Origin of the sequence: Rhodococcus sp. Leaf247, from assembly GCF_001426185.1 — a bacterium.
Taxonomy (GTDB): domain Bacteria; phylum Actinomycetota; class Actinomycetes; order Mycobacteriales; family Mycobacteriaceae; genus Rhodococcoides.
Map to the genome: position 1 here is coordinate 30076 of NZ_LMRP01000004.1, position 24777 is coordinate 54852.

Consider the following 24777-nt stretch of genomic DNA (forward strand, 5'->3'; position numbering starts at 1 on the left):
TTCCCGACATCCACCATCACTATCGAAGGACATGCCATGAAGCAACTCCGTGACGCAGTCGAGGCGAAGGATGCGGACGCCATCGCAGCTCTGCTCGACGACGACGTTCTGTTCAACTCACCCGTGGCCTTCACCCCGTACCGGGGCAAGAAGGTTGCAGCGCCGCTGCTGGGCGCCGCCATCACCGGTGTGTTCGAGGACTTCCACTATGTCCGCGTCATAGACGATGTCGGTGGCCGCGACCACGTACTGGTGTTCACCGCCCGGGTGGGCGATATCGCCGTGCACGGATGCGACATCGTGCATGTCGACGACGACGGCCTCATCGACGACTTCACCGTCATGGTGAGACCATTGTCGGCCGCTCGAGCTGTCGCCGACAGGATCACGACTCTCACATCGGGTCGACCGGGCACAACTTCAGCGTGAACATGTCGACACGGCGCTCGCTCGCTGGTTGACGGGGACCAGCAGGTGGACGCGATCCACGAGGTCGAGCGCGACACCGGGGGAAGCGCCGTCGAACACTGCCTTGTGAATCCCGCGCATGGCGCCGGTCAGAAGTTGCGCTGCTGCAGCAACATCGGTCCGGTGATCGATCTGGCCGGCGTCGGCCGCGCGGTGCAGCAGTTGTTCGATCGCGAGGACGAAGTCGGTGTGCCACCGTTCAGCGGTTCCCTCGCTGCGAGGAACACCGATGTCGCGGAACAGGACGTGGGTCGCCGGGGTGTCGTAGATGGTGGCTGCGGCGATGTGTAGAAACGACTGAAGCTGCCCCAGAGGATCGTCCGGCCACTCCACTTTCGCGGACCGTGCTGCCATGCGGTCGATCAGGGTGGTGGCGGCGTCGTTGACCGCCGCCTGGAACAGGTCGCGTTTGCCGGGGAAGTGGTGGAACGCAGTTCTGGGAGAGAGGCCGCACTGCTGTGCCACGGCTTCGACGGTGATGTCGCCGTAGTCGGCGTGCCTCAGGAGCTCCTGGGTCGCGCGGACGAGCCGGGTCGTGGCAGGACCCGAGTCGTCCGTAGCGTCGGACGCAGCCCATCGATACAGCGTTGTGGTGTGGATGCCCATGGCCGCGGCGACAGCGGCCGGACTTTCTGTTCCTGTGAATGCACGTTCCACCGCGTCGCGACGGTCGGCCGCCGTGAATCTCGAGACCCTGGCCATAGTGGTGACAGTACAGCCGTGTCGGCGCGAGGGACGACGGATTTCAGTGCAGCAGACGGGCCACGGCGGGAAGCAGTATCCGTGGTGGAGTCAACATCGCCGTCGCAGCCTGGATCGAGTTTTTACGGCCCGAGATTGCGTACGGGCGCGAGTGTTTCGCGTCGAGGGCGCGCATCGCGGTGGCGACGACCTCGGTCGCTGTCTGGTGTGAGCCCGTTACCGCGGCCGTCTCGCCTATGACGTCGAAGAATTCGGTGCGCGTCGGACCCGGGACGAGCGCGAACACTCGGACACCGTGGCGCTTGGATTCGTACCACAAGGATTGGGTGAAGCTGAGGACGAACGCCTTGGCTGCGGCGTACACAGCGAGGGTCGGGACGGGCTGGAATGCCGTCGTGCTGGCGACGTTCACGAGGGATCCTGTGCCGCGAGCGATCATGTCGGGGAGGAACGCCGAGCAGATGTCCACGACGGCCGCGACGTCGACGGCGAGTAGCCGTGCGAGATCGTCGGCATCGTTGTCGATAAAGGTGCCTTGAACAGCGAAGCCGGCATTGTTGACGACAAGGTCCAGTCTTTCGGGCACCAGGTCTCGTAAGTGACGTCCGGCCGCCGGTTTCGACAGATCGTGGGAGACGATGCGGCAGTGGACTCCGTGCTCGCGTCCTAGTTCGGCTGCGAGAGAGACGAGTCTGTCCTCGCGCCGCGCCACCAACACCAGGTCCGAGCCGCGCTCAGCAAGGGCTCGGGCGAATTCGGCTCCGATGCCGGAGCTCGCGCCGGTCACCAGGGACCGTCGGGGGCGAAATCGGTGCGGCGCCTGCTTCATCCGCGGTCACTCCGGCTCTGCTGGTCGTGTTCTGCGATGGCTCGTCGGGCGAAGTCCTCGTACGAGGTGGGCTCACGGCCGAGCAGCGCCGGCAGTACGGTCAGGTCGCCGGCGGGAAGTCCGTGGCGGTCGTAGTGCGACATCATCGTTCGGTACGCAACGCGGGCATCGGGTGGCCAGTCGTTCATGCCGCGGGGATTCGAGGCTGCGCCGGCGCCACGAACGAGGTGGCCGACCGAACGGAGCCCGGTGGCCCGCACCGCATGGGTCACCACCGCCCCGAGTGCAGGTAGTGCGGCTGCTCTCTGTGTCAGCGACGACGGGGGAATGCGCACCGCAGTCACGCCGTGTCCCAACACCTTCGCCCAGATCGCGGCCATCTGGTGACGCGTCAGTTCGACGGTGGACAGGTCGTAGGTGCGTCCGGTGTGCGGTGTCGGATCGAGCGCGATGGTGGCTGCCGCCTCGGCGACATCGGCGACGTCGACCACGCCCATGACGCTGTTCGGCGAGACGGGGTAGGGCATGACGCCCGCCTGCAGAAGATCCCATATTTCGAGATAGTTCTGCATGTAGTGCGACGGTCTCAGGACTGTGGTGGGCAGAGCGCTGTCGCGCAGCAGCCCCTCCGCGACATCCTTCTGTCGATGATGGGTCAGCTCGTGCAGATCCGGGTGGATCACCGAGTGGAAAACGATGTGCTGCAATCCCTGGGACGGTCCCGAGGCGATGAGGTGCTCGATGATGGGTCGCTCGTCGATGATCTGGGTGGGAGCCGCGTGGTACAGAACGGTCGTGCCGACCAAGGCCGTGTCCAGTGTCTGCGGAGATCGTAGGTCGCCCACGACGACCTCTGTTGCGCCGTCCCGTCGCGTCGTACCTTCCTGGTCGATGTTCTTCACCACCGCGCGCACCGGAACACCGCGTTGTGCGAGCTGTCGGACGAGCAGTCGTCCGACACCGCCTGCGGCACTGGTCACTGTGATCATGAAACCCCCTTCGGTGTCCGCACCCGGTTCGTCCCCGTGCGTGCTGCAAAGACTGCACACAATATGCAAATAACGCAAGACTCAGCGATGGGCGCATGCCGTGATGGCCCCACGTCGCACTGGCCCCGATCGATACCGATCGAGCAAATGTCAACGACCCTTGACATTAAATGACAAGTACAGTTGACTTCTTACATGGTCGTGACGAACCGAGTGCGAGACCTCCGGAAGGCATCCCGCATGACTCAGGCCGAGCTGGGCCGCGTCTGCGGAGTCAGCCGACAGTCGATCGTCTCGATCGAAGGCGGGGATTACGCCCCCAGTGTGTATCTGGCACTGAAAGTGGCGGGAGCGCTCGACTCCACGGTCGAGCATCTGTTCCCGGTCGACACCGACACCCCGCAGTCAGATACCCCGAAGTCCGACACCCCGAGCTTCAGCGAGAAGGAGTCCTGATGAGTGCGTTCACCACATCGATGCGGTTCGTCGGCGATCTCGACGCCGAGTTCTATCGCGACGAGCGTCAGCGGGACGTATGGAACGAAGCCGCTGCCGTCGGGCTGCAATTGCACACCTTCGGTGGGCTGGTGGCCGCCGCTGTTCTCCCGTGGGTCGGTGGACGCCCCGGGGCGTGGACTGCACTGGGCATCATCATCTTCGGTGGAGTCGTGAGTTGCGCGACCCTCGCCTACGCCAAGTCCAGGGATGTGGACCTGTTCGCGGAGACTCGGTGGTTCACCGCCCGCGGCAACGTGAGCGCCGTCCTCCTGCTGGTGGCCTTCGTCGGCATCGGGGTGACCCTCGCTCCGGACGAGTATCTGCCGGGGCGTGCAGATACGAGCACATGGGCCGGCCTGATCGTCGGAGCCGTGATCGGAGGCGGTGGAGCTGCTCTGGCGATCTTTCGCAGCCGTCGACGCAAGCAGCAGTTCGAGGCCGACGAGGACTGAGTGATTCAGTGAAATCTTTGTGGGCAGGTAGCAATTCGATGTGAACCAGGGATGCCTCCAGGCCCGATTTCGGCCCGGTGATCGTGGACTTCCACCACCGTGGGGCGGGGGTAGACGTCCACGACCGGACGTCCGAAAACCTCCACGAGTGAGGAGTGCTGTCAATACCCCGCTGCTCGGACGTGCACTGGTCACGGCAGCGTGTGGCCCGCGGCCCTGAAGAGCCGGTACCACTGCTGACGATCGAGTTCGATGTCGGAGCCGGCCGCCGCCTCCGCGACCCGTGACGGTGTGGTCGTACCGAGAACGACCTGGATATTCGCCGGGTGCCGGGTCAACCAGGCTGTGGCAATGGCGGTGGGAGTGGTTCCGAACTGGTCGGCGAGGTCGTCGAGTGCATCGTTGAGGTCCGGATAGTTCTCACGGTCGCCGAGAAAGACCCCGTCCGACGTACCTTTCTGGAACGGTGACCACGCCTGGAGCGTGATGCCGTGCACGCGTGCGTGGTCGAGAAGTCCATTGTCCCGATCCACGGACTGGTCGAGCCCGGCGATGTTGGCGGCCACGCCTGCCGCGACGAGCGGTGCATGAGTGATGCTGAGCTGCACCTGATTCACGACGAGGGGTTGCTGCACCGCAGTCTTCAGCACGGCGATCTGACCGGGAGTGTGGTTCGAGACGCCGAAGTGTCGGACCTTTCCCGCGGACTGCAAGGTGTCGAAGGCCCGAGCCACCTCGGCGGGTTCCACCAAGGCGTCCGGTCGATGCAGCAGAAGCATGTCGAGGTGGTCCGTGCGCAGCGCAGCGAGAGACTCGTCGACAGTGGAGAGAATGTGCTCGGCCGAGAAGTCGTAGTAACCCTCGCGGATGCCGACCTTGCTCTGAATGATCACATCGTCGCGGTCGGACGCGAACGACACTGCATCACCGAACCGTCGCTCGCACGCATGACGTTCGCTGCCGTAGATGTCCGCGTGGTCGAACACCGACACACCGGCGTCACGGGCGGTTCCGACGAGTGTGCGGATCTGCTCGTCGTCGAGCGACTCGATACGCATGAGTCCGAGAACGATGCTCGAGGCGTGCAGGTCGGTGCCGGGGAGGTCGAAGGTCTTCATCTGCACATCGGTACCCGCGAGGAACCGTTCGGCGCAACCGGGGATGGAAGAGTCCGTACCAGGACCGGCGACGCGGTTGTACGGTCGCATGATCAGTCCGAGTGCTTCGCCGCGACGCACAGTGCAGAAGGGAACCGTCGGTGCCTGACGTTTCAGCCCGCCCACACCACGAGATCGTCATCGTCGGTGCGGGCTTCTCCGGTCTGGGGACCGCGATCGCTCTCGCGAAAGCCGGTTTCGACGACGTGCTCATCGTCGACGACGGTGACGGTCCCGGTGGTACCTGGCAGTGGAACACCTATCCGGGTGTGGCTGTCGACATCCCGTCCTTCAGTTACCAATTCTCCTTCGCTCAACGATCGACCTGGTCCCGCAGCTACGCCCCGGGCAGCGAGTTACGTGCCTACGCCGAGCAGATCGTGGAGGAATACGGCTTGGGTGCCCACCTTCGATTCGGTACCAGGGTGCACGGAGCCTCGTTCGACGCTGAGTCTGCCCAGTGGTCGATCTCGACCAGCGGGGGAGATGTCACGGCCCGCTGGTTGATTCACGCAGGCGGGCCGCTGAGCCAACCGAAACTGCCCGATATCGCGGGCATCGACTCCTTCGGTGGCGCGACGATGCACACCAGCCGCTGGGACCACGAGGTATCGCTGGCGGGCAAGCGGGTCGGCATCATCGGCACCGGCGCGACGGCTGTGCAGGTCGTTCCGGAAATCGCACCCGAGGTCGAGCACCTGACCGTGTTCCAGCGCACGCCCATCTGGTGCCTGCCGAAACCGGACTTCCCGCTCGGCCGGGTAGGACGCGCCGGCCTCGGGCGAGTTCCCGGAGTTCGGCAGGTCGCTCGCTTGGCGAGCCAGACATTCGTCGAGGCGACGTTTCCGGTGTTGGCCCACTTCCATCGATGGGTTCCCGGCACCGCCGCCCTGCAGGTCGCCGCGCGTCGATACATCGCCGCGCAGGTCGATGATCCGGCGACGCGGGAGGCGCTCACCCCGAAGTACGCCCTCGGATGCAAACGGCCGAGTTTCCACAATTCGTACCTTTCGACGTTCAATCGCGAGAACGTCGCTCTGCAGACGGCGTCCATCGAGGCGATCACGCCGACAGGGATTCGCACGGCCGACGGCGATCTGCACGAGCTCGATGTGCTCATCCTGGCCACCGGATTCAAGGTGACCGACAAGGACGCGCTGCCGACGTACCCGCTCACGTCCGACGACGGAACAGACCTCGCCGAGCATTGGGACGCTGCGCGGTTCCACACCTACCAGGGCGTGACGACAGCAGGCTTCCCCAACTTCTTCACCGTCTTCGGTCCCTACGGCTACAACGGCGCGTCGTTCTTCACCCTGGTCGAGAACAGTGCCGCCCACATCGTGCGGGTTTTGAGCGAAGCTCGCCGCCTCCGGGCGTCGGTTGCCGAGGTGACACCGGCGGCGCAGGAGAAGTACATGAGCGCCATCCTGGAGCGGCGGCCGCTGCAGGTGTTCACCGACCCGAGCTGTGCGAGCGCCAACAGCTATTACTTCACCAAGAACGGGGATGTGCCATTCAGAGCGTCGACCACGCTCGAGGCGTCGTGGCGGAGCCGACGATTCGACCTGAACGACTACGCCTTCGCCGAACGGTCGTGATCGGACGACCCATGTGACAGCCCCGGGTAGTCTCGTCGAGTGACCTCCAGGATTGTTCGTTGACGACACGAGCGCAGCAGAAGGCCGCCACACGGGAACGATTGCTGACGGCGGCCTCCGAGTTGTTCACCGAGCGGGACTACGGCGATGTGACGATCGCGGACATCGCCAAACGGGCCGGTGTCGCCCACGGATTGCTGTTCCATCATTTCTCGAACAAAGAGGGAATTTATCGAGCCGTCCTCGATAACGTTGTTGCAGAGATGGATTCCGCGTTCAGCATTCCTGACGACGCGGACGTCCCGAGGGTCGTCCGGGCCGCGCTGCGCACTCATCTGAGCTACCTCGAGAATCACCGCGGAGTCGCGCTGCGATTGATCGTCGGGCGGCGACACCCGGACCCGACCGTCGTCGCCGCGTCGGACCGAGGACGTACGCGGGCATTGACCGCGTTGGCGCACGCCCTGGATCTCGACCCCGGCAACAAGCTCATCCAGTTCGTCGGCACGACCCTGGTCGCCGCATTCGACGAGGCGTCGTCGTGGTGGTTGAACGACCCCGATCCGCTGCCTGTCGACGCCCTCGTCACCTCGTTCATCGAGATCGGCATCGGCGCGTTGAGGGGTGTTCAGGCCATCGACGGCTGTCCGGACCTGCGTGAACAGATCGCCGTACTCTCCGCCGCCGCAACTATGGACGACCACGGCCGATCCGACTGAACACGATTCGTTGACTGTTGTTCAGCGAACACGTTAGTCTGACACTCCCAGCCACGACGGACGGAGTTCAGACGATGGCGACCTACCTCAGCCGCTTCACGACAGACAAGGCCGAGCTGTGGGGTGTGGTGACGGCCGGCGGGATCATCGCGCTCGAGGGTGACTACGCGACCACCGGTGAACTTCTCGAGAACGGACGCGACGACTGGACGGCCGCGGCATCGCGGCGGCCCACCCACGTGGCCGACGACGTGCAGATGCTGTCTCCGATCACCACTCCGTGCCGAGTGTTGTGCCAGGGCGCGAACTTTCGCCAACATGCCATCGACTCCGGGATGGATCCGGACAACACGGCGTTCAACCTCTTCTTCGACAAGACCGACGCCTCGATCACCGGCCCGCACTCGGCCGTCACCCGCCCGTCGCACGTCCGGTTGCTCGACCACGAGATCGAGCTTGCGCTGGTGATCGGCAAGGCGATCACCGAGCCGGTCACGATCACCGACGACTCGCTACGCGAGTACGTCGTCGCGGTGACCATCGCCAACGACTTGTCGGCACGTGACGTGCAGCTCCCGCAAGGGCAGTATCTGAAAGGCAAGAGCTACCGCGGCTTCTGCCCGCTGGGCCCATTGCTCGCGGTCCTCGACGATGCAGATTACGACCGCCTGGACGACCTCGTACTGCGGTTGCACGTCAACGGTGATCTGCGTCAGACCGACACCACCGCGAACTTCGTCTACCGTCCCGCCGAATCACTCACCGAGCTCAGCACTTTCAGCAATCTCGACGTGGGCGACGTGCTCCTGACGGGGACCCCGCACGGCACCGCGGCAAAGTCGCCACCCGCAATCGTGCGACGGCTCGCGACCGCGTTGTTGCCCGAGCACGTCATGTGGAAACTCTTCGTCCGCCGCAACCTCGCCGGCCCGTTCCTGAGCCCGGGTGACACCGTCACCAGCACCATCCGATCGTCCGACGGCGCCCTGGATCTCGGTGAGCAACGTACGCCGATCATCGCACCGAACTGACACCGAGGAGACTTCCATGCCATCGCCCATTGCGAGCCCCGCTCCGACAACGACAGCGCTCGCCCCGGACCTCATCGCCCATTTCGTCGTCAAGACAGCGCGTCCGGAGGAGATGATCGACTGGTACGCCGCCGTTCTCGGCGCCCACGTCGTGCACGAGGACGGTCAGATCGCCTTCCTCACCTGGGACGACGAAAGTCACCGTCTGGCCCTGGTCAAGGTGCCTCGAATGCTCCGATACCTGTTCCCGCTGGCCAGGTTTCGACGCAAGATCTACGGCGTCGACCACCTCGCCTTCACCTACGCCACGCTCGAGCCGCTGCTGCTGAACTACGAACGACTGGCCGCGCGGGGCATCACCCCGGTGTGGGCTATCAATCACGGCCCGACCACGTCGCTCTACTACGAGGATCCCGACGGAACGCGTCTGGAGTTCCAGACGGAGAATTTCTCCGCAGCCGAGGACACCGCTCGGTTCTTCTCCAGCGACGAGTTCGCGAGCAACCCGATCGGAATCACCATCGACCCGTCCTACCTGCTCGAACGACTCCGTGACGGTGCCCCCGCGGAGTCGCTGCTACGACGTGACGCCGGCGTAAGACCGGGGACCACTCCGCGAGTCAACCGACGCGCCATCACGTTTCGTACGCTGTGAGCACCTCCGATCCGGCGCCCGTCCTCATCGCCGGGGCCGGCTCGACCGGCGCCACGGCGGCGCTGTTGCTCGCAAGTCGAGGCATCGCGTCCATCGTCGTCGACCGCAGGTCGGACGAACTGACTCATCCCGCGGCACACGTCATCCACGGCAGGTCCCTCGAGATCTGGCGCGAGGCGGATCCGGCTCTGGCGCGCGACATCGCCGCGCTGGCACCCCCGATCGAGGATGTGAGTCTCATCCGCTGGTGTTCCGAGCTGAGCGGGCGAGCTCTCGGCGAGATCGACCTGTCATCGCGTCCGGAACAACTCGCTCGTGTGAAGTCGCACAGTGACTTTCTGATCTCGCACATCGGACAGCACCAGTTGATGCCTGTGCTGTGGACGGCGCTCGACCGGGAACCACTGATCGACTTCCGCAGGAACACTCGCGTCGAGCGCGTCGAGCAGCGTGGTGACGCAGTGACCGCGCAGATGAGCACCGGTGCCACCGTGGCTGCGCGGTACCTTGTCGGTGCAGACGGCGCCAACAGCGATATCCGCGAGTTCGCGAATGTAGAAATGCATGGTCCGGTGCTGGCCCGCATGGGAAGCGCATTCTTTCGTGCGCCCGGGCTCTATCCCGCCGACGCCCGCCCGCTGCTCAGCTGGATCTATCAGCCGAACTTCGCGGGAGTCATGATCGCTCATGCCGATGACCACTACGTGTTGATGAACACGTACCTTCACCCCGATCAGGACGTGGCCCGTCGCCGCGAGGACTTCTGGGCCACGACGTTGCCGGCCGTCCTGGGCGACCAAGTGCACGTCGAGGTCGTCTCGACCGGGACATGGACGATGACATCCCAGACCGCCGAGGTGTTCCGCCGTGGCCGGATTCTTCTGGCAGGTGATGCTGCACACCGTTTTCCGCATACCGGCGGCTACGGACTCAACAGTGGGGTGCAGGACGCGCACAACATCGCATGGAAGCTCGATGCCGTTCTCGGTGGGCACGCCACCGACCGACTGCTCGACACCTACGAGACCGAGCGTCGACCGGTCATCGACCTGTTCGCCCGACACAGCGTCAGCAATCACGTCAAGATGGACGACACGACCCGCTATTTCGGTGTCACCAACACGATGCTGCAACGGGCGACGGCAGCGATGTCGCGGCGACCGATGACGATGATTCCCGGTCGTCTCGCAGCGCCTCTGGCGGACAGAGTGACTCGCGCCGGGCTGGCACGTACGCGCATACTCGCGTCGACGGGACGGCGCGCACAACGTGTTCGCGATCTCGTGGCAGGAAGTATCCCCGGGCAACTCGCGCACTTCGTCTCGACAGGATTGGAGTACGGGTATCGGTATGGCGGTCCCTTGATCGCGGCCGAACCTGGTGAACGAGAGCCGGCCCTAGGCCCCGAGGATGTCGTCGAGTACCGCCCCACAACCAGGCCAGGAGGACGTCTGCCGCACACCGTCGTCGAGACCCCGTCCGGGCCGCGGTCGACACTCGAGCTCGTCGCTACGACACCGAGTGCTTTCACCATATTCACGTCCGACCCCGCGTCGTGGACGAGAGTTCTGTCGTCGTTGTCGACCGAGCTGTCGCCGTTGACAACTCGCGTCGTCGATATGACAGGGGTCCCGTCGCCCGAGGCCACGGTCGACCTGTACGAGGTGGGAACGAGCGGAGCAGTCGTCGTCCGTGCCGACGGCCACGTCGTATGGCGTTCGCGTGACGATGCCGACGCGGCAGGACGGCAGTTCGTCGATGTCGTCCGACGCACCTGGCTGCCGTATTTCTCACCTACCGACGGATCGGACCGCACGGAGGAGACGTCGATCGCTTCTGGACGCCGATAGCGCGCGCTGTCAGTTGATGTCGACGTCGCGGCCTCGTAGTGCTGGTGCACCGACAAGGGTGGTCCAGGCAGGGACGTGCGCGGGATCGATGCCGCTGCCCTGACCGTAGACGACGGCGAGGGTGTCGCGTTCGAGAGCGGATCCGGCGTACCCGGGAGTCGGCGAATTCTGGGCGAGCCTGGCGGGCACCAGTTCCGCGGGTCCGGGGTTGCGCGAGGGGGGTTGGTAGGAGCCGTCGTTGCGCGAGCTACCGGGATACGCCGGGAAGAATTCGCCCGGTGCGGTGACAGTGTCGTAGCAGGACGGGCCTCGGTCGTCGAACCAGCGCGGTTCGTCCTGGTTCGGGAGGTACGCGCCCATCGGGTTGTCGAACTTCAGGGTGCCGCGGATCCCGGGGTAGGGATCGTCGACGGAGAGGATTGCGACGGCGTCTTCGCGGGTTCTCGCGAGTGATGTCAGCGTGCATCCGACGGCGGGGGAGTACTCCGCCAGGATGTCGAGTGTGGCACGAGAACCTGCGGCGAGTCCGATGATCGAGTCGGCATTCTGTTCGACCACGTCTGCGACCGAGGTGGACGTCGTGGTTGCCGAGGCGAGCAGGGCGGTGATGTCGTTGCGGCGCTCGACGACCGTGTTCCCCACGGAACTGAGATTGTCGAGTGCGTCCACCAGGTCCGGTGCTGCGGTGGAATAGGTTACCGACAGTTTCGCCACGCCCTGCAGATCAGCCTTGATCGCGGGTAGCTGTGTATCGAGACCGGTGAAGATCTTCTCGAGGCGGTCGATGGTCAGTCCGATCTGTTCCCCGCGGCCGGACAGCGCCCCCGACAGCGCCCCGAGAGTGGCGCCGAGATCTCGAGGAGGGACGGCATCGAGTAGCGGGAGAATGCTGTCCAGTAGTTCACTGACCTCGACGGCATTGCCGCTGCGGTCCTGGAGCATGGTGGCCCCGTCGCGGAGCGCTGTGCCGTCGCGCCGGTCCGGCATTTGCAGGGCGACATAGCGTTCCCCGAACAGGGTCTTCGGGAGAATGCGGGCGGTGACGTTGCCGGGAATCATCCGCGCGGTATCCGGGTTCAGCGCCAATGTGGACACCACCGTGCCGGAACTCGTGGGCCTCGATGATTCGACGCGTCCGACAAGAACACCCCGCATTTTGACGTCGGCATCGCGGGTCAGGGAATTACCCACCGAATCGGTGGTCAGCTCGACGTGCAACACCGGCTCGAATGCTCGGGCGTAGATTGCGACGCTGGTCCCGATGAATACGGCCACCGCTACAAGGAACGCGGCGCCGGACAGTCGTCGCACCGATGGCCGCGGGGTTTCGATCATGCTGCTGTCCTGCGTGATTCGACGAGGACGTTCTCGCCGACACCGTCGGCAACGATCACTGCCCGGCGCCTGTCACGACACCGCGCACAGGGGCCGAGCCCATCACGGAGGCAACCCGCAGATGGTCCGCGGAGGTCAGGTCACGGTCACTGCCGTAGATGAAGCGATCCGGGCGTACGAGGATGCCGGCGGCCCCGGACTTTCGGAGTTGCCGTTCGAGAACGCGTTCACTGTCGACGATGTGTCCGGTCGGTACACGGTGAGTCGCCAGCGCGGACGAATACTCGACCTTGATCTCGGACACCCCCGCCTCGGCCAACCGGTGCGGTATCGGGGCGGAGGGGAAGCCGATCCACGTCCAGGAGTCGGCCAGCAGTGTGTCCAGGCGTACCGGCGTCAGGTCCGACCCCACCACCCACGGCTGTTCGATGAAGGTGCCGCGCATGCTGCCTCGGGCAGGTTGCTCCGCGAAAAAGCCCCGGCGGGTCCCGAGTGTGTATCGGGGTTTGAGTCCCATTCTCGCGAGCCATGATCGAACGCCGGGTGTCTTCGATGCGGCGACGAAGAGGGAGTCTCGGACTCGTGCGAGTCGATCGTTGCGCAGCATGACCACTCGTCCGATCGTCAACGAGAAGCGAGTCAGTGCGGTGACATTCGGGCGTCGTTCGGGCTCGTAGGTCTCGAGCAGTGATGATTCTGCGCCGTCGAGCACGGCGGCGATCTTCCAGCACAGGTTGGCGACGTCTCGTACCCCGGACGAGACGCCTTGACCGGCGAACGGAGGCATGATGTGAGCCGCGTCGCCGGCGAGGAACACCCGGCCCTCGCTCCACTTCTCGGCCTGTCGGATGTGGAAGGTGTAGGCCCAACTACGAAAGATTTCCACCGTGTCGTAGTCGATGCCACGTTCGGCGAGCAACGCCCGCAAACCCGCTTCGGATTGCAGGTAGTCGATCGTCTCTCCTTTGTTGACGCGGAATTCGACGCGGTGGTAGCCCATCGGACACGGGCAGTCGACGCCCGGTCGGTACGGGTCGGAGATGAACGTGAAGTCGAGTGGTGCATCGGAAGGTAGGTCGTACCATGCGCGCAGCTGGATATCGAACCATTGCTCTTCGATGTGTCTGCCCGGCAGCGGGATTCCGAGCATCTTCCGGATCGAGCTCGATCCGCCGTCCGCGGCGACGACGTAGCGAGCCCGTAGCGTCCGATCAGGGCTCCCGTCCGCCGGCCGCAGAGTCAGCACGACCCGGTCGGCGTCCTGGGTGAGGGCCACCGCATCGAGACCTGCAGTCACGGTCACGCTGGGGAAGCGCTCGATGCCGTCACGGAGGACTCGCTCCAGCTCCGGCTGGTGGTAGAAAGCCATCCCGGGAACACCCTGGCCGTAGCTCTCTGCCGAGTGGGTGGTCAGGAACGTTCGGTCGCCGTGTTTGAGGTGAACTCTCACGTCGGTAGACATCGTGTCGAGCATGCGGTCGAACAATCCGAGGCTCTGCCAGACCCGATGCGCGTCCTCGTCCGAGGCTATGGCGCGTTGACGTGGATAGATGTCCACATCCCGCTCGATCACCGCAGTACGAATGCCCCTCTGTCCGAGCAGGTTTGCTGCGGTGGCTCCCGTCGGACCGAGTCCGACGACGATGACGTCCACGTCGACGTCCGATGAGGGATGATTCGTACTGGCGATGCTCATGGCTCTCTTTCCGAGGTGTGTTCGGCGGTGTCGGTGAACGAATCGTCACGTTCGAGCCCTGTGGGGGTCAAGAACCCTCACTTATGACGATTTCGTCAGTTTGCATGTGACCGGACTGCCGATGCAGTACTGCAGGTCAACGGACAGTTCTGGCGGCGGAGTCAGGCCGACTGGATGACTCGGTGCGTCGGTAGGGGCCGGGACGCGAGGTCCGACGCGGTCGCGTCGTCGAGGCCGAACATGCGAAGTAGTCCGGCAGCGAGGGCAGTTGCCGTGCGTGCCACATCGGCGGAGGGGTCCGCGGCGAGCACGTGCAAGCACCCCAGGAGTGATCCGGCCGTGCACGCGAGAGCGGTGTCGAGATGGGTGATCGTCAGCCGACCCGACTCGGCTGCCGCCCGAAGTCCGGCGGCGGCGCGGGGCGCCAACGCCGTATCGCCTGCGAGGTATCCGAACCCGAGTCGCATCAGGATGCTGGTCATCTCTCGGTGAGACTCGCTCAAATGCACGGTCATTCGCACTCCGTGGGCGAACAGCATCACGGGATCGTCCACGTCGGCGCACGCGTCGTCGAAGAATCGGCCGAACTCGGCGAGTGTCTCTGCGATCGCGGCCTCGAACAAGGCTTCTTTGTTGTCGAAGTGGTTGTAGAACGTTCCGACCCCGACGTCCGCTCGGTCGGCCAACTGCTGGACGCTCGCGTCGGCGCCGACGTCGCCGGCAAGGAATGCGCACGCTGCCTGCACGAGCATGGCCCGTGTGTGCAGGCGACGTCTCGCTTGTCGGGAGAGAGCCTGATCCGAGCCTTCCTCGACCATGGAGTGTCCGTTCCTCGTGGAGAACCCGTACAGAACTGAGCATATCGTCAGTATCGAGCTGGGGTCTATCGAGAACAGGATTCACGGCGCGACGAACTCAGGGCATCGACCACCGTGAAGAGGTGTTGAACGCCCAGTGCTGGTCTCGAGTCAGGTTCGCCGGCCCACGACCGGATTGAGCCCGGAGTTCGCGAGGCCACCGGGCTCGATGCCGGGGAGGAATTCGCGCCACGTGCCACTGATCAGCGTCGGCGACTCCACGACGCGTGTCCCGTCGGCGAAGTAGGTGGTCGCCAACGCACGGCGTGGCTGCGTCGTCCGGTTCGGGCCCGCGGTGTGGAAGCACAGCGCGGAGTGGAACGACACGTCGCCCACTGCGAACGGCTCCGACTCCACGGCGACATCGCGCTCGACGAAACGGCGAGCGACGGCCTCGTCGTACGACGTACCGACCTTGTCGAACTCCAGGTCGGCTACCTCGCTCAGAACGGTGCGGCCGCGCGCGAACGACAGCGGTCCCATCCGACCGGGAATGGCGGACATCGGCATCCAGGCGGTGACGGCGTCGGTGGTCTGCAGCGGGAAGTGCTCGGCGTCGTGATGCCAGGGCGTACGCCCGCAGCCGGGCTCCTTGGACAGAGCATTGTCGTGATACAGCCGAACGCCGGACACGTCGAGAAGGGTGGCGGCCAAGCCTCCGATCCGGGGCGAGAGCGCCACGGTACGCATCAGGTCGTCGTGCAACCACATCTGTTCCAGCGCGGTGAACCGGCCGGCGACGTCCTCACCGTGCTCGGCGCGCAGCAGTTCCTCGAGCCGCTCGGCGAGTCGCCGGACCACGGCCGGAGACAGCACGCCCGGTAGCCGTACGAATGCTTGTCGCGCAAAAGCTTCGACGGAGGCAGGATCGAGGTCGTAGGGCTCCGCCAGCTCGCGCTCGACCTGTTCGTCCGTGGCCGCCTCGACATCGGGCAGGCCGGGGCCGTCGACCAGTTCGGTGGACGTCGCGTCGTTGGCGGCGAGGGTGACGTACCAGTCCCACCAGTCCTGATCGTCGCCTGCCCAGTCCTGATCGATACCGCCGTCCCGGTTCTGTTCGGGAAGCCGCTCGTTGGTCGTCGGATCGGTCAGAGCCACAGCAGGGCCGCCTCATGGGAGAAGGTGTAGGCACCGGACGAGTCACGGCACGACGCGAGGTAGTCGCCCAGCACCGGTGCCGCCTCCATCTCGTCCAGGGACACGGAGTCGTCGAATGCGCAGCGCTGTAGGAAACCCTCGGCGATGGCGCGATCGGAGGTACCGGTGGTGTACGTGACCCGCTGGTCTCGCACGTCCGCGCCTGCGCGTATCAGCGCGTCGCGTACCTGCTCGGCCGTCGTGTACGGGGTCGCGTCGCGCACGCCGGCTCGGAAGGCGTCGTAGAACGCCAGGTAGTGGGACGACGCCGTGGCCTGAGCGACCAGGCCGAGGCCGCCCGGAGCGATCGCTGCCACGAATCGTTCTGCGGCTGCGTCCAATTCGGCCGGCGGAAGGGCGTAGAGCGCGTGAGTTGCCCACACGACGTCGTAACCGGTGTGGTCCGCCGGCAGGTCCTGAAGAGTCATCACCAGGTCGTGGCGGGCCGCGAACGGTGCTCCCAGAGCCCCCCGCGCTTCGGCGACGGAGAACGCGGACGGGTCGAGCAGGTCGTAGGCGATCTCGGGCACCGCCGACAGGTCGGTGTAGCGGCGGAGAGCGGTGGGGAATTTCCCGCTGCCGCAGGCGACGTCGAGCAGTGACCACCCGTCGTGGGCCCGGTCGGCGAGCAGAGTGGGCCACTCGGCTGCCAGTGCCAGCTGTCGGTAGTCCTCGGTGGCAAGCGCGTAGAACGCCTCCATGCCGGTCCGACAGGCCTCGCTCCAGTGCTCGAGACTGCGTTCGGCTGTATCTCCGCTGCTCACGACATTCCTCCTAGGAAGCCGACCGCAGCACACCGGGTGGGTGCGTCGTGGTTGACTCGTATCGATGTCCAACATAGCGCCGACTCCGCCGACCGACACCGCTGCCGTGCTCATCGACGGGTTGCGCGACGTTCGGCGTGGCGCTCCGGCGCTCGCGGGCCTCGAGCCCGACTCTTATGCCCGACAGCACGCCGCCTTCGAGCGACTCTCCGATCAGCGGGGTCTGATCGCCGAGCACTTCGCCGGTCGGTTGGCGACGAGGGGCGACGGACCGATCTCGGTCCTGTCGGTGGGATGCGGCGACGGCGTGCTCGACGCCAGACTTGCCGCAAGCCTTGTGCGAGCAGTTCCCGGCCGACCAGTTCGGTATGTCGGCGTCGACCCCTGGCTCGGGAGCGCCGACCTCTTCACGTCCACGATGGATGCGCTGGGAGCCGACGAGCTGAGCACTGACGCGTTCGTCGCATCGTTCGACGACTCGCCCGTGGACGAGACCTTCGACGTCGTGATGTTCGTGCACTCGATGTACTACGTCGTCGATGTCGGTGCAACGCTGCGTGCCGCGCTCGCCCTGCTACGTCCCGGCGGCGAACTGTGGGTGGCTGTGGCACCGACGGCCGCACTCAATGCGCTGGTCGGCGTTCTCGCGCCGCCCGTGGAAGGTCATCGGCAGTGGTTCAGCGCCGACGTCGAGAAGGCTTTCGTGGATGCCGAGATCGTCATCGACGACGCGGTCACCCTGGACGCATTGGTGGACCTGGCGTCCGCGAGCGACCTGGTGCTGAACTTCGCAGTCCAGGCCCAGCTGAGCCCTGACCTGTACGGGCCGGTGCGCGCCTACCTGGAGGCGGTGTCGGTCACCGGTGACGACGGCGGGCTTCGAGTGCCTCACCCGGTCGACGTGTTCGGCACGATCCGTCGGTAACGCGTTCACCCGCCCTTCACCGCGGTGTCGATCATGGCGCTGACAGCGCGGGCTCCCGTCGACGTCATGATCGTGCCGGCATGATCCAGCCCGACCATCGATTCGACCGAGGTCACGTCCAGCGCTTCGATGTCTCGCGGAGAATACATCGGCGCCGAATCGGCCCCGATGCTCCACTGAGCGTGCAGGAATCGGACCGGAACTGTGATGTCCCGAAACCGCGAATCGCCGAAGAATACGTCCGTAGCGTCCGCGACGACCGCCTCGGACGACAACCTGACCGACCCGTCGAGGAGGTCGTGTTCGGCGTACTCCCGCAGCAGGGGGTCGGTACGGTCGAGCAGCGGCAACGACGTCGACACCAGGTAGTCGACGTAGTCGTCGATATCGTTCCACCGCTGCCGAGTTCGAGCCATCCTGTCCATGAAGACTGCCGCGACGTTCTCCCGGGTGAGACCCGCGGGCGGTCCTACCGGCACGCCCCCGTCGACGAGAACGAGGCTCTTCACTCGGGACGCATGCCGAGCCGCGAATTCGACCGCCACGAACGCGCCCATCGACATACCGCACACGTGCACGGCGTCGAGTCCCAGCGCATCGACGACGGCACGAAGGTCGTCGGCGTGCTGGGCCAGCGAGGACGGACCCGAGATGTTCACGCTGTCACCGCGACCGCGGAGGTCCGGTGCGACGAGTGTCAGGTGTGGCGCCTCCGTGTGCAGCCAGCCCCACAGCCTGCGCTGGCTGGAGACCCCGTGCACCACGAGAATCGGCTCCGAGGGTCCGTGGAGAATCTCGACGGCCATGCTGCCGCCGGATACCGGTACTCGTTCGATGGTCATGTTCAGACTGTAGAACGGGATCGCAGGTGATGAGCTTGCAGAACCTCCGGGAGGAGCTGATTCGCTCTTGTTATCGAAGCATCGATCGTGTTGACTGCGGTGCGTGAGCGAACCCACGACATCCGAGCGCGAAGCCGTCCGCACGACCGTTCTCGTCTATGGAATCTACGGCTACACAGGGCTTCTCGTGGGGCGGGAGGCAGTACGCCGTGACGTGGACATCATCGCGGCCGGTCGTGACAGAGCTCGCACCGAAGCCGCAGCCCGCGACCTCGGCGTGCAATTCCGTGTCGTGGCACTCGACGATGCGGAGGGCCTCGACGCTGCACTGGCGGACGTCGACATCGTCGCGCACTGCGCGGGCCCGTACGAGCGGACGTCGGCACCCATGGTCGATGCGTGTCTTCGAACAGGAACGCACTACCTCGATCTGACGGGGGAGGCGGATGTATTCGAAGCGGTGTACGCCCGCGACTCCGACGCGCGTGACGCCGGCGTCGCGCTCGTTCCGGGAGTGGGTTTCGACGTGGTTCCCACGGACCACCTCGCAGCAGTGGCGAAACAGGCCCTCCTCGAGGCGATCACGGGCGATATCGCCATGGTCAGTCCTGGTGGTTTCAGTCGCGGCACACTCAGCACGGCCCTGCTCGGGATGGCCGCGGGAAACAAGATTCGCGTGTCGGGTGAATTCGAGCCCGTCGCTCACAGCCATCGCATCCTGACCATCGACTTGCCGGGTTCGAAGAAGGCCACGGTCGCATCCACTCCACTCGGTGATCTCGCGTCCGCGGCCCGCACTGCAGGCCTGCAGAACGTCACCACCTTCACCGCCCTGCCGGGAGCGACGCTGTTGCGACGACTCGATCGGCCGATGCGTCGACTGCTGTCCGTCCGTGGTGTCGGTGACGCTCTGGAGAAGCTGCTGGCGTTCGTGCCCGTACCGTCGGAAGCGACGCGAGGGCGCACTCGTAGTGCCGGGTGGGTTCGGTTGACCGACGGCTCGGGCCGCAGCGTGGAGCGGTCCATCGAGGTGGACAACACCTACGCCTTCACCGCGAAGTCGATGGTTCAGGCAATGATCGCGCTGGCCGACTCTCCGGTGACCGGTGCCCTGACACCATCCACGGCGTTCGGTGTCGACTTCATCGACACGATCCCCGGCGTCACCCTGGTGAGAGGTACTGCGGCCGAGGTGGGTTGAACCGACCGCTTCAGTCGGACCGGGGGAGTCGCAGGGCCCACTCGTGCGCCCAATCCAGCAGCGGCTCACCGGCGTCGAGCAGCGCCCGACCGTCAACGGCCAATCGGTATCCCCCGTCGGAACGCTCGATCAGCCCGACGTCCCTCAGCTCGCGGAGGCGCGTGTTGAGGGTGCTGGCGGCCATACCGTCGGCGAGTTCCTGGAGCTTGCGAAATGTGGCGGGACCGTCCCGAAGCGACCACAGGACGGTCAGAGCTCCGCGGCGGCCGAGGAGGTCGAGCGCGACCATGATCGGCCTCCCCGAGCGGGAGCCGCGGACTGCCTGCCCCGGTCGTGGTGTCGTCGCGCTCATGGGCGTCACCATACGTCGCATGTCAGCTCGCGATCACCGTCCGCCGGAACGGTCGTATAGGCGTGCGTCGGGTCCTCGTACGAATTGTGGACTTTGGACCCCGGAATCCGGGGTCCATCATCCACGATCGTGGACAGGCCTAGCCGCCGAAGCGGTCACAGAGCGGTCCGGTGATGTGACCCGTTCGAACAGAACTCGCCGGGACGTTTCATAGAAAACGCGGGTCAGGGGATCGCCCTTGTCGAATGGGGGCCAAGATGAGCGGCGTGACCTTGTTGATAATCGCGGCGTCGGTAGAACTGGCCCTGATCGTGGCCCTCGTCGTCGTACTCGTCGTCTCACGGGTGAAGCTGAGGAAGACACGGGCGGCGCTCGAACTCGCGAGAAGTGACTCGCCGCGTCGTCGCCGCCGGGGCCTTGCGCCGCTGGCGATCAAGACGGCGTTCAATACGGCGGACTCGCTGGTTCACAAAGGCTTCGGGGTCACGGTGCGTAACTCGGTCGAAGACCTGGCGGGATGGGCGCGAATCGAGCGGCCGGACCTTGCGCGGATGACTGCTGCCGGTGCGGTGGTCATCGCCTTCTCCGACATCGAGGGATCGACCGCGCGCAACGAGGAGCTCGGGGATCGTGATTGGTTGAAGCTGCTCGAGCGTCACAATCGCTTGGTCACCGAGAAGGTCGAGTCCCATGGCGGGCACGTGGTCAAGAATCAGGGTGACGGCTTCATGATGGCGTTCTCGGACCCAGGCCAAGCAGTTCGATGCGGGATGCAGGTGCAGGCGGCGTTGAACGACAAGCCGGAGCGCTGGAACGGAATTCGGGTACGCATGGGTATCCACACGGGCAGTTCGGTGCGCCGGGGTAACGACCTGTTCGGGCTCAACGTCGCGCTGGCGGCCAGAGTGGCGAGTCAGGCCGACGGCGGCGAGATACTGGTGAGCGAGCAGGTCCGCGAAGCACTCGAGCCATCACCCGGCATAGCGCTCGGAACCCCTCGCGAGGTCCACTTGAAGGGGTTGTCGGGCGCCTTCAGTCTCTATCCGGTCGAACTGCCGGCCGAGCTCGTCTAGCGAGAATCTCTCACAGCCGGCACCCAGCTGGCATCCAGCTGGGTCCCGGGCAAGCCCCATAGTTTTCGTCCTATGACACACGAAACTTCGCCCCCACGACGAGTCTTTCGAACGGGCCGCGGCCGCACCGCCCTCATCTCCGCATTGTTGGCGGGCGGTCTCGCGCTCGGTGGATGCTCCGCCGAGGCGGCGAACACCACGACCGTTCCTACGTCCACCGTCACGTCCAGTCAGAGCGTGGACGGGTCCGCTGCGGCGTCCGACGCCTCTACGACCGACGCCACGACGACCACCGGGACCATCACCGACAGCGTCGCTGCGGCTGACGCTTTCCTCGCTACCCTGACCGACGAGCAACGCGAGCAGGTCACGTATGCCTACGACGACGAGACCAAGACGACCTCCTGGTCGAACTTCCCCGTCACCTTCGTCGATCGTGCGGGGCTGAACTTGACCGACCTCACCGACGAGCAGCGGACCGCCGCCATGGCCGTCCTCGAGTCGCTGCTCAGTGACGACGCCTACGCGACCGTCACCGGCATCATGGGCGGCGACGAGTACCTGCACGAGAACAGTTCGTCGACCGAGGAGTCGTTGGGGCAGTACTACATTGCCTTCTTCGGTGACCCGTCCGATACGTCGGCGTGGGAGATCCAGTTCGGAGGGCATCACCTCGGTATCAACGCCACGCTGGACGGCGCAGCGAACGCGATCACGTTCGCGCCCACCCATCTGGGGATCCAGCCGGCCGCGTACACCGCCGCTGACGGCACGACGGTGCAACCGTTCGACGGTATCTACACCGATGCCTTCGCGTTCTACGACAGTCTCACCGAGGACCAGAAGGCGAAGCTCTATCAAGGTGAGAGCATTCCCGACATGGTCTGCGCACCGGGCAGCACCTGTGACTTCCCCACCGGCACCGGCCTTTCCGGCGCGGAGTTGACCGACGACCAGCGACAACTACTCCTCGCGGTGATCGCGAACTGGGCGGGTATGGCCGACGACGAGACCGACGCTGCACAACTCGCCGAGATCGAAGCCTCGTTGGACACGACCTACATCGACTGGTCGGGGGCGACGACCTACGACATGAGTCAGGGCGACGGCATCTACTTCCAGATCAGTGGACCGGACGTCTACCTGGAGTTCGCGGCACAGCGGGGTTCCGCTGGTGCGGACGTCGACGGTGTGGTGACCTCGGGCTGGGGACACGTCCACACCATCTACCGGGACCCCACGAACGATTACGCCGGCAGCGTCACCCAGCAGGCGGCGACAGGCGGGCCGGGCGGCGGTATGCCCGCCGGTGCGGGCCGCTGACAGGGGGGGTGTTCAGAGAATGGACGCGAGGGGTGGCCGCAGGAATGCGCGCAGCCCCTCGTCGTCACGCACGGCCTCGCTGTCGAACATGATGACGCTGATGCCCAGCCTCACCACCAGTTCGACGACTCGGTCGCTCTTCTCGGTGAGCTGGGGATATTTGTCGAACATCGGTGCCAGCAGCTCACGAGCTATCGGGGTAGCTCGAAGTACTGTCTCCCGCATGAAGATCGGGTTTCCTTCGTTCGCGAACAGAAGGGTGGTCAGAACTGCGTCGCGACGCACTTCGGTGACAGCCGCCACCGCGAATTCCACCAGATAGTCCAGGGGGGTGTCGGTCGCCGACGCGTGGTCCGAGATGACACCGAGGACGCCGAGGGCAACGGTTCCGACAGCCTCGGACACCAGCGCTTCCTTGGATCCGAACAGGGTGTAGACGGTCTGCCGGGAGACGTCGGACTGGCGGGCTACGGACGCGACGGTGACTGCCGAGAAACCACCTGTCGCGATCAACGCGAGTGTGCCTTCGATCAACTTCTCTCGTGCCGACACCAGGACATTCTGCCACGGACCACGATGTCGTCGGGTCTCGGAATACTTGACACATTGGGTCATGTCTGTCAGATTCTGCGTACCGACCGCAGAGGTCGGTGCTCACCGGGGGGTGCTCGACACATCGGTGAGCGTGTGCGTCGATCCGGGGGTAATACCGCATGACACCGTTCACTCGCCGTACGTTTCTCACCGGAGCTGCTCTGGCAGGTGGATCGGTGGTAGCGGGTCGGGGCGCCGGACGTGCCGCGGCGCAGGGAATCGGCGCACGCGTGCAACGGGTTCCGTTGTCCCGCGAAGATCATCGGGTCGTGGTGGTCGGCTCGGGCTTCGGTGGGGGAGTTTCTGCGCTGCGTCTGGCTCAGGCGGGTGTGCCGGTGACGGTGCTCGAACGGGGATTGCGGTGGCCGACGGGTCCGAACGCCGAGACGTTCCCTCACGTGAAGTCGCCCGACGGCCGTCTGCTCTGGTACGGCTCCGCCAAGAACGCCTTCGGTCGCCCCATCGATGTTCCCGCCTACACCGGGCTGGTCGAGGCGGTACCGGGGGAGAACATGACTGCGCTGTGCGCCGCCGGTGTCGGTGGTGGATCCCTCGTCTATCAGGGGATGACGCTGCAGCCGGCCGAGTCGGTGTTCGCCACACAGTTCCCGGCAGAGCTGGACTGGGGGCTGCTCGATCGCGTGCACTATCCGCGGGTGGCGCGCATGCTGCATCTGCAGGTTGCGCCCGACGAGCTGATCGACAGTCCCAATTATGCTGCACCGAGGGCTTTTCGAGACAACGCTCGACGGCTCGGGCTGCCGGTGTCGAAGATTCCGATGCCGATCGACTGGAACTTCGCGCTCGACGAACTTCGCGGCCGGATGAAGCCGTCCTACACCAACGGCGACGGTGCGATCGGAGTCAACAATGGCGGGAAGTTCTCCGTCGATGTCACCTATATCGCGGAAGCGGAGGCGACCGGACTGGTGACCGTGCAGACGCTGCATCAGGTCACGGACGTCGAGAGGGCCCCCGACGGCCGGTGGACGGTGTACGTCGATCGCATCGACACGACGGGGAAGGTACTCGAGAACAAGATCCTGACGACGCCGACCCTGATCATGGCCGCGGGAAGCATGAATACGACGCGCCTGCTGATGCGGGCGGGTGCATCCGGGCGGATCCCGGACATGCCCGACGCCCTCGGCGAAGGATGGGGATCGAATGCGGACCGGATCTACTCCTGGACCACACTCGACCAGGACTTCGGGCCTGCTCAGGGTGGTCCGGTGGTGTTCGGAAGTCTCGACTGGGCTGACCCGTCGCGAGCTATGACCGTCATTCAGGCATCGTTTCCGCCGATCGGATTCGATCCTCGCACCACGATTCTCGTCGGCTACGGCGTCAGCGATGCCCGCGGACGTTTCGTGTACGACGGCTCGCGTGACGACGCGGTCCTACGGTGGCCGCACGAGGCGGATGCCGCGATCCAGAGTCGGATCGACCCGCGCGTGCGTGCCATCGCGGGCCCGAACAGCATCGTCGTCGACACCAACGCGGTGTTTCCCTCCACGTGGCATCCGCTCGGCGGAGCCAACATGGGAACGGTGTGCGACCTGGAGGGTCGAGTCGAAGGACAACGCGGCCTGTACGTTCTCGATGGCGCCCTGATCCCCGGTAACTGCGCGGCGTGCAATCCGTCGATGACCATCGCCGCGGTGGCCGAGCGCGCGCTCGACAAGATCGTCGCCGCCGACGTGGGGTCGATCATCTAGCGTGCGTCA

At 65.3% G+C, this 24777-nt stretch carries 25 protein-coding genes; 13 read left to right on the forward strand and 12 right to left on the reverse strand.

Annotated elements, in window-relative coordinates; translation table 11 throughout:
- The first annotated feature begins 36 nt into the window (after positions 1-36).
- Positions 37-429 (forward strand): nuclear transport factor 2 family protein, encoded by a 393-nt coding sequence (locus tag ASG64_RS18145; RefSeq protein WP_056076195.1) that lies wholly within the window; start codon positions 37-39, stop codon positions 427-429.
- Here ASG64_RS18145 and ASG64_RS18150 read toward each other — a convergent pair.
- Genes ASG64_RS18150 through ASG64_RS18160 form a run of 3 tightly spaced genes read right to left on the reverse strand, consistent with a single transcriptional unit; the run spans position 421 to position 2988 of the window.
- Positions 421-1170, reverse strand: coding sequence for a TetR family transcriptional regulator (locus ASG64_RS18150; protein ID WP_056075271.1), 750 nt, complete (start codon positions 1168-1170; stop codon positions 421-423). The genes ASG64_RS18145 and ASG64_RS18150 overlap by 9 nt on opposite strands.
- A gap of 43 nt (positions 1171-1213) precedes the next feature.
- Positions 1214-1957, reverse strand: coding sequence for an SDR family NAD(P)-dependent oxidoreductase (locus ASG64_RS18155; RefSeq protein ID WP_235579613.1), 744 nt, complete (start codon positions 1955-1957; stop codon positions 1214-1216).
- Between the two features lie 38 nt (positions 1958-1995).
- Positions 1996-2988 carry an SDR family oxidoreductase gene (locus ASG64_RS18160; protein ID WP_056075278.1) on the reverse strand — a complete coding sequence of 331 codons (993 nt, stop codon included), beginning with the start codon at positions 2986-2988 and terminating at the stop codon, positions 1996-1998.
- Between the two features lie 195 nt (positions 2989-3183).
- Here ASG64_RS18160 and ASG64_RS18165 point away from each other — a divergent pair, with 195 nt between their 5' ends.
- Positions 3184-3444, forward strand: coding sequence for a helix-turn-helix transcriptional regulator (locus ASG64_RS18165; protein ID WP_042576586.1), 261 nt, complete (start codon positions 3184-3186; stop codon positions 3442-3444).
- Entirely contained in the window at positions 3444-3938 is a 495-nt protein-coding gene (locus tag ASG64_RS18170) for a hypothetical protein (RefSeq protein WP_056075282.1), read from the forward strand. Before ASG64_RS18165 ends, ASG64_RS18170 begins: the two co-directional genes overlap by 1 nt.
- A gap of 191 nt (positions 3939-4129) precedes the next feature.
- On the opposite strand, the gene ASG64_RS18175 is transcribed toward ASG64_RS18170, so the two are convergent.
- Entirely contained in the window at positions 4130-5056 is a 927-nt protein-coding gene (locus ASG64_RS18175; protein WP_056076198.1) for an aldo/keto reductase, read from the reverse strand.
- Between the two features lie 140 nt (positions 5057-5196).
- On the opposite strand from ASG64_RS18175, the gene ASG64_RS18180 reads away from it, so the two are divergent.
- The 5 genes from ASG64_RS18180 to ASG64_RS18200 all read left to right on the forward strand — a co-directional run bounded on the left by ASG64_RS18180 (position 5197) and on the right by ASG64_RS18200 (position 10951).
- Entirely contained in the window at positions 5197-6696 is a 1500-nt protein-coding gene (locus tag ASG64_RS18180) for a flavin-containing monooxygenase (protein WP_056075286.1), read from the forward strand.
- 59 nt (positions 6697-6755) lie between these two features.
- The gene (locus tag ASG64_RS18185; protein WP_056075289.1) at positions 6756-7415 is read left to right on the forward strand and encodes a TetR/AcrR family transcriptional regulator; all 660 of its coding nucleotides are present in this window, start codon (positions 6756-6758) and stop codon (positions 7413-7415) included.
- 74 nt (positions 7416-7489) lie between these two features.
- Positions 7490-8446, forward strand: a complete 957-nt coding sequence (locus ASG64_RS18190; RefSeq protein WP_056075292.1) for a fumarylacetoacetate hydrolase family protein — start codon at positions 7490-7492, stop codon at positions 8444-8446.
- Between the two features lie 16 nt (positions 8447-8462).
- Positions 8463-9101, forward strand: a complete 639-nt coding sequence (locus ASG64_RS18195; protein ID WP_056075296.1) for a VOC family protein — start codon at positions 8463-8465, stop codon at positions 9099-9101.
- Entirely contained in the window at positions 9098-10951 is a 1854-nt protein-coding gene (locus ASG64_RS18200) for an FAD-dependent monooxygenase (protein WP_056075299.1), read from the forward strand. The genes ASG64_RS18195 and ASG64_RS18200 overlap by 4 nt, the downstream gene beginning before the upstream one ends.
- A 9-nt stretch (positions 10952-10960) precedes the next feature.
- Here ASG64_RS18200 and ASG64_RS18205 read toward each other — a convergent pair whose 3' ends face one another.
- The 5 genes from ASG64_RS18205 to ASG64_RS18225 form a co-directional block, all read right to left on the reverse strand.
- On the reverse strand, positions 10961-12286 hold the full coding sequence (locus ASG64_RS18205) for an MCE family protein (RefSeq protein WP_056075301.1): 1326 nt from the start codon (positions 12284-12286) through the stop codon (positions 10961-10963).
- Between the two features lie 55 nt (positions 12287-12341).
- Entirely contained in the window at positions 12342-13982 is a 1641-nt protein-coding gene (locus tag ASG64_RS18210) for an FAD-dependent monooxygenase (protein ID WP_056075305.1), read from the reverse strand.
- 161 nt (positions 13983-14143) lie between these two features.
- On the reverse strand, positions 14144-14734 hold the full coding sequence (locus tag ASG64_RS18215) for a TetR/AcrR family transcriptional regulator (RefSeq protein WP_062575815.1): 591 nt from the start codon (positions 14732-14734) through the stop codon (positions 14144-14146).
- Between the two features lie 216 nt (positions 14735-14950).
- Positions 14951-15937, reverse strand: coding sequence for a phytanoyl-CoA dioxygenase family protein (locus ASG64_RS18220; RefSeq protein ID WP_056075311.1), 987 nt, complete (start codon positions 15935-15937; stop codon positions 14951-14953).
- Positions 15928-16740: a class I SAM-dependent methyltransferase gene (locus tag ASG64_RS18225; RefSeq protein ID WP_162245397.1), complete on the reverse strand. Its 813-nt coding sequence runs from the start codon at positions 16738-16740 to the stop codon at positions 15928-15930. Before ASG64_RS18225 ends, ASG64_RS18220 begins: the two co-directional genes overlap by 10 nt.
- A gap of 64 nt (positions 16741-16804) precedes the next feature.
- Here ASG64_RS18225 and ASG64_RS18230 point away from each other — a divergent pair, with 64 nt between their 5' ends.
- Positions 16805-17665, forward strand: a complete 861-nt coding sequence (locus ASG64_RS18230) for a methyltransferase domain-containing protein (protein WP_056075319.1) — start codon at positions 16805-16807, stop codon at positions 17663-17665.
- A 5-nt stretch (positions 17666-17670) separates the two neighbouring features.
- On the opposite strand, the gene ASG64_RS18235 is transcribed toward ASG64_RS18230, so the two are convergent.
- The gene (locus ASG64_RS18235; protein ID WP_056075322.1) at positions 17671-18507 is read right to left on the reverse strand and encodes an alpha/beta fold hydrolase; all 837 of its coding nucleotides are present in this window, start codon (positions 18505-18507) and stop codon (positions 17671-17673) included.
- A 103-nt stretch (positions 18508-18610) separates the two neighbouring features.
- Here ASG64_RS18235 and ASG64_RS18240 point away from each other — a divergent pair, with 103 nt between their 5' ends.
- Positions 18611-19708 carry a saccharopine dehydrogenase family protein gene (locus ASG64_RS18240; RefSeq protein WP_056075325.1) on the forward strand — a complete coding sequence of 366 codons (1098 nt, stop codon included), beginning with the start codon at positions 18611-18613 and terminating at the stop codon, positions 19706-19708.
- 10 nt (positions 19709-19718) lie between these two features.
- Here the strand turns inward: ASG64_RS18240 and ASG64_RS18245 are convergent, their stop codons facing one another.
- On the reverse strand, positions 19719-20060 hold the full coding sequence (locus ASG64_RS18245) for a winged helix-turn-helix transcriptional regulator (RefSeq protein ID WP_056076201.1): 342 nt from the start codon (positions 20058-20060) through the stop codon (positions 19719-19721).
- A 257-nt stretch (positions 20061-20317) separates the two neighbouring features.
- Between ASG64_RS18245 and ASG64_RS18250 the strand changes: the two genes are divergently transcribed.
- Together ASG64_RS18250 and ASG64_RS18255 are read left to right on the forward strand one after the other, a co-directional pair.
- Entirely contained in the window at positions 20318-21133 is an 816-nt protein-coding gene (locus ASG64_RS18250; RefSeq protein WP_235579614.1) for an adenylate/guanylate cyclase domain-containing protein, read from the forward strand.
- A 72-nt stretch (positions 21134-21205) separates the two neighbouring features.
- On the forward strand, positions 21206-22456 hold the full coding sequence (locus ASG64_RS18255) for a DUF3500 domain-containing protein (protein WP_056075332.1): 1251 nt from the start codon (positions 21206-21208) through the stop codon (positions 22454-22456).
- A 12-nt stretch (positions 22457-22468) separates the two neighbouring features.
- Here the strand turns inward: ASG64_RS18255 and ASG64_RS18260 are convergent, their stop codons facing one another.
- Entirely contained in the window at positions 22469-23071 is a 603-nt protein-coding gene (locus ASG64_RS18260; RefSeq protein ID WP_082518493.1) for a TetR/AcrR family transcriptional regulator, read from the reverse strand.
- Positions 23072-23169: 98 nt separating this feature from the next.
- On the opposite strand from ASG64_RS18260, the gene ASG64_RS18265 reads away from it, so the two are divergent.
- Positions 23170-24768 carry a GMC oxidoreductase gene (locus tag ASG64_RS18265; RefSeq protein WP_082518494.1) on the forward strand — a complete coding sequence of 533 codons (1599 nt, stop codon included), beginning with the start codon at positions 23170-23172 and terminating at the stop codon, positions 24766-24768.
- Positions 24769-24777 lie beyond the last annotated feature (9 nt).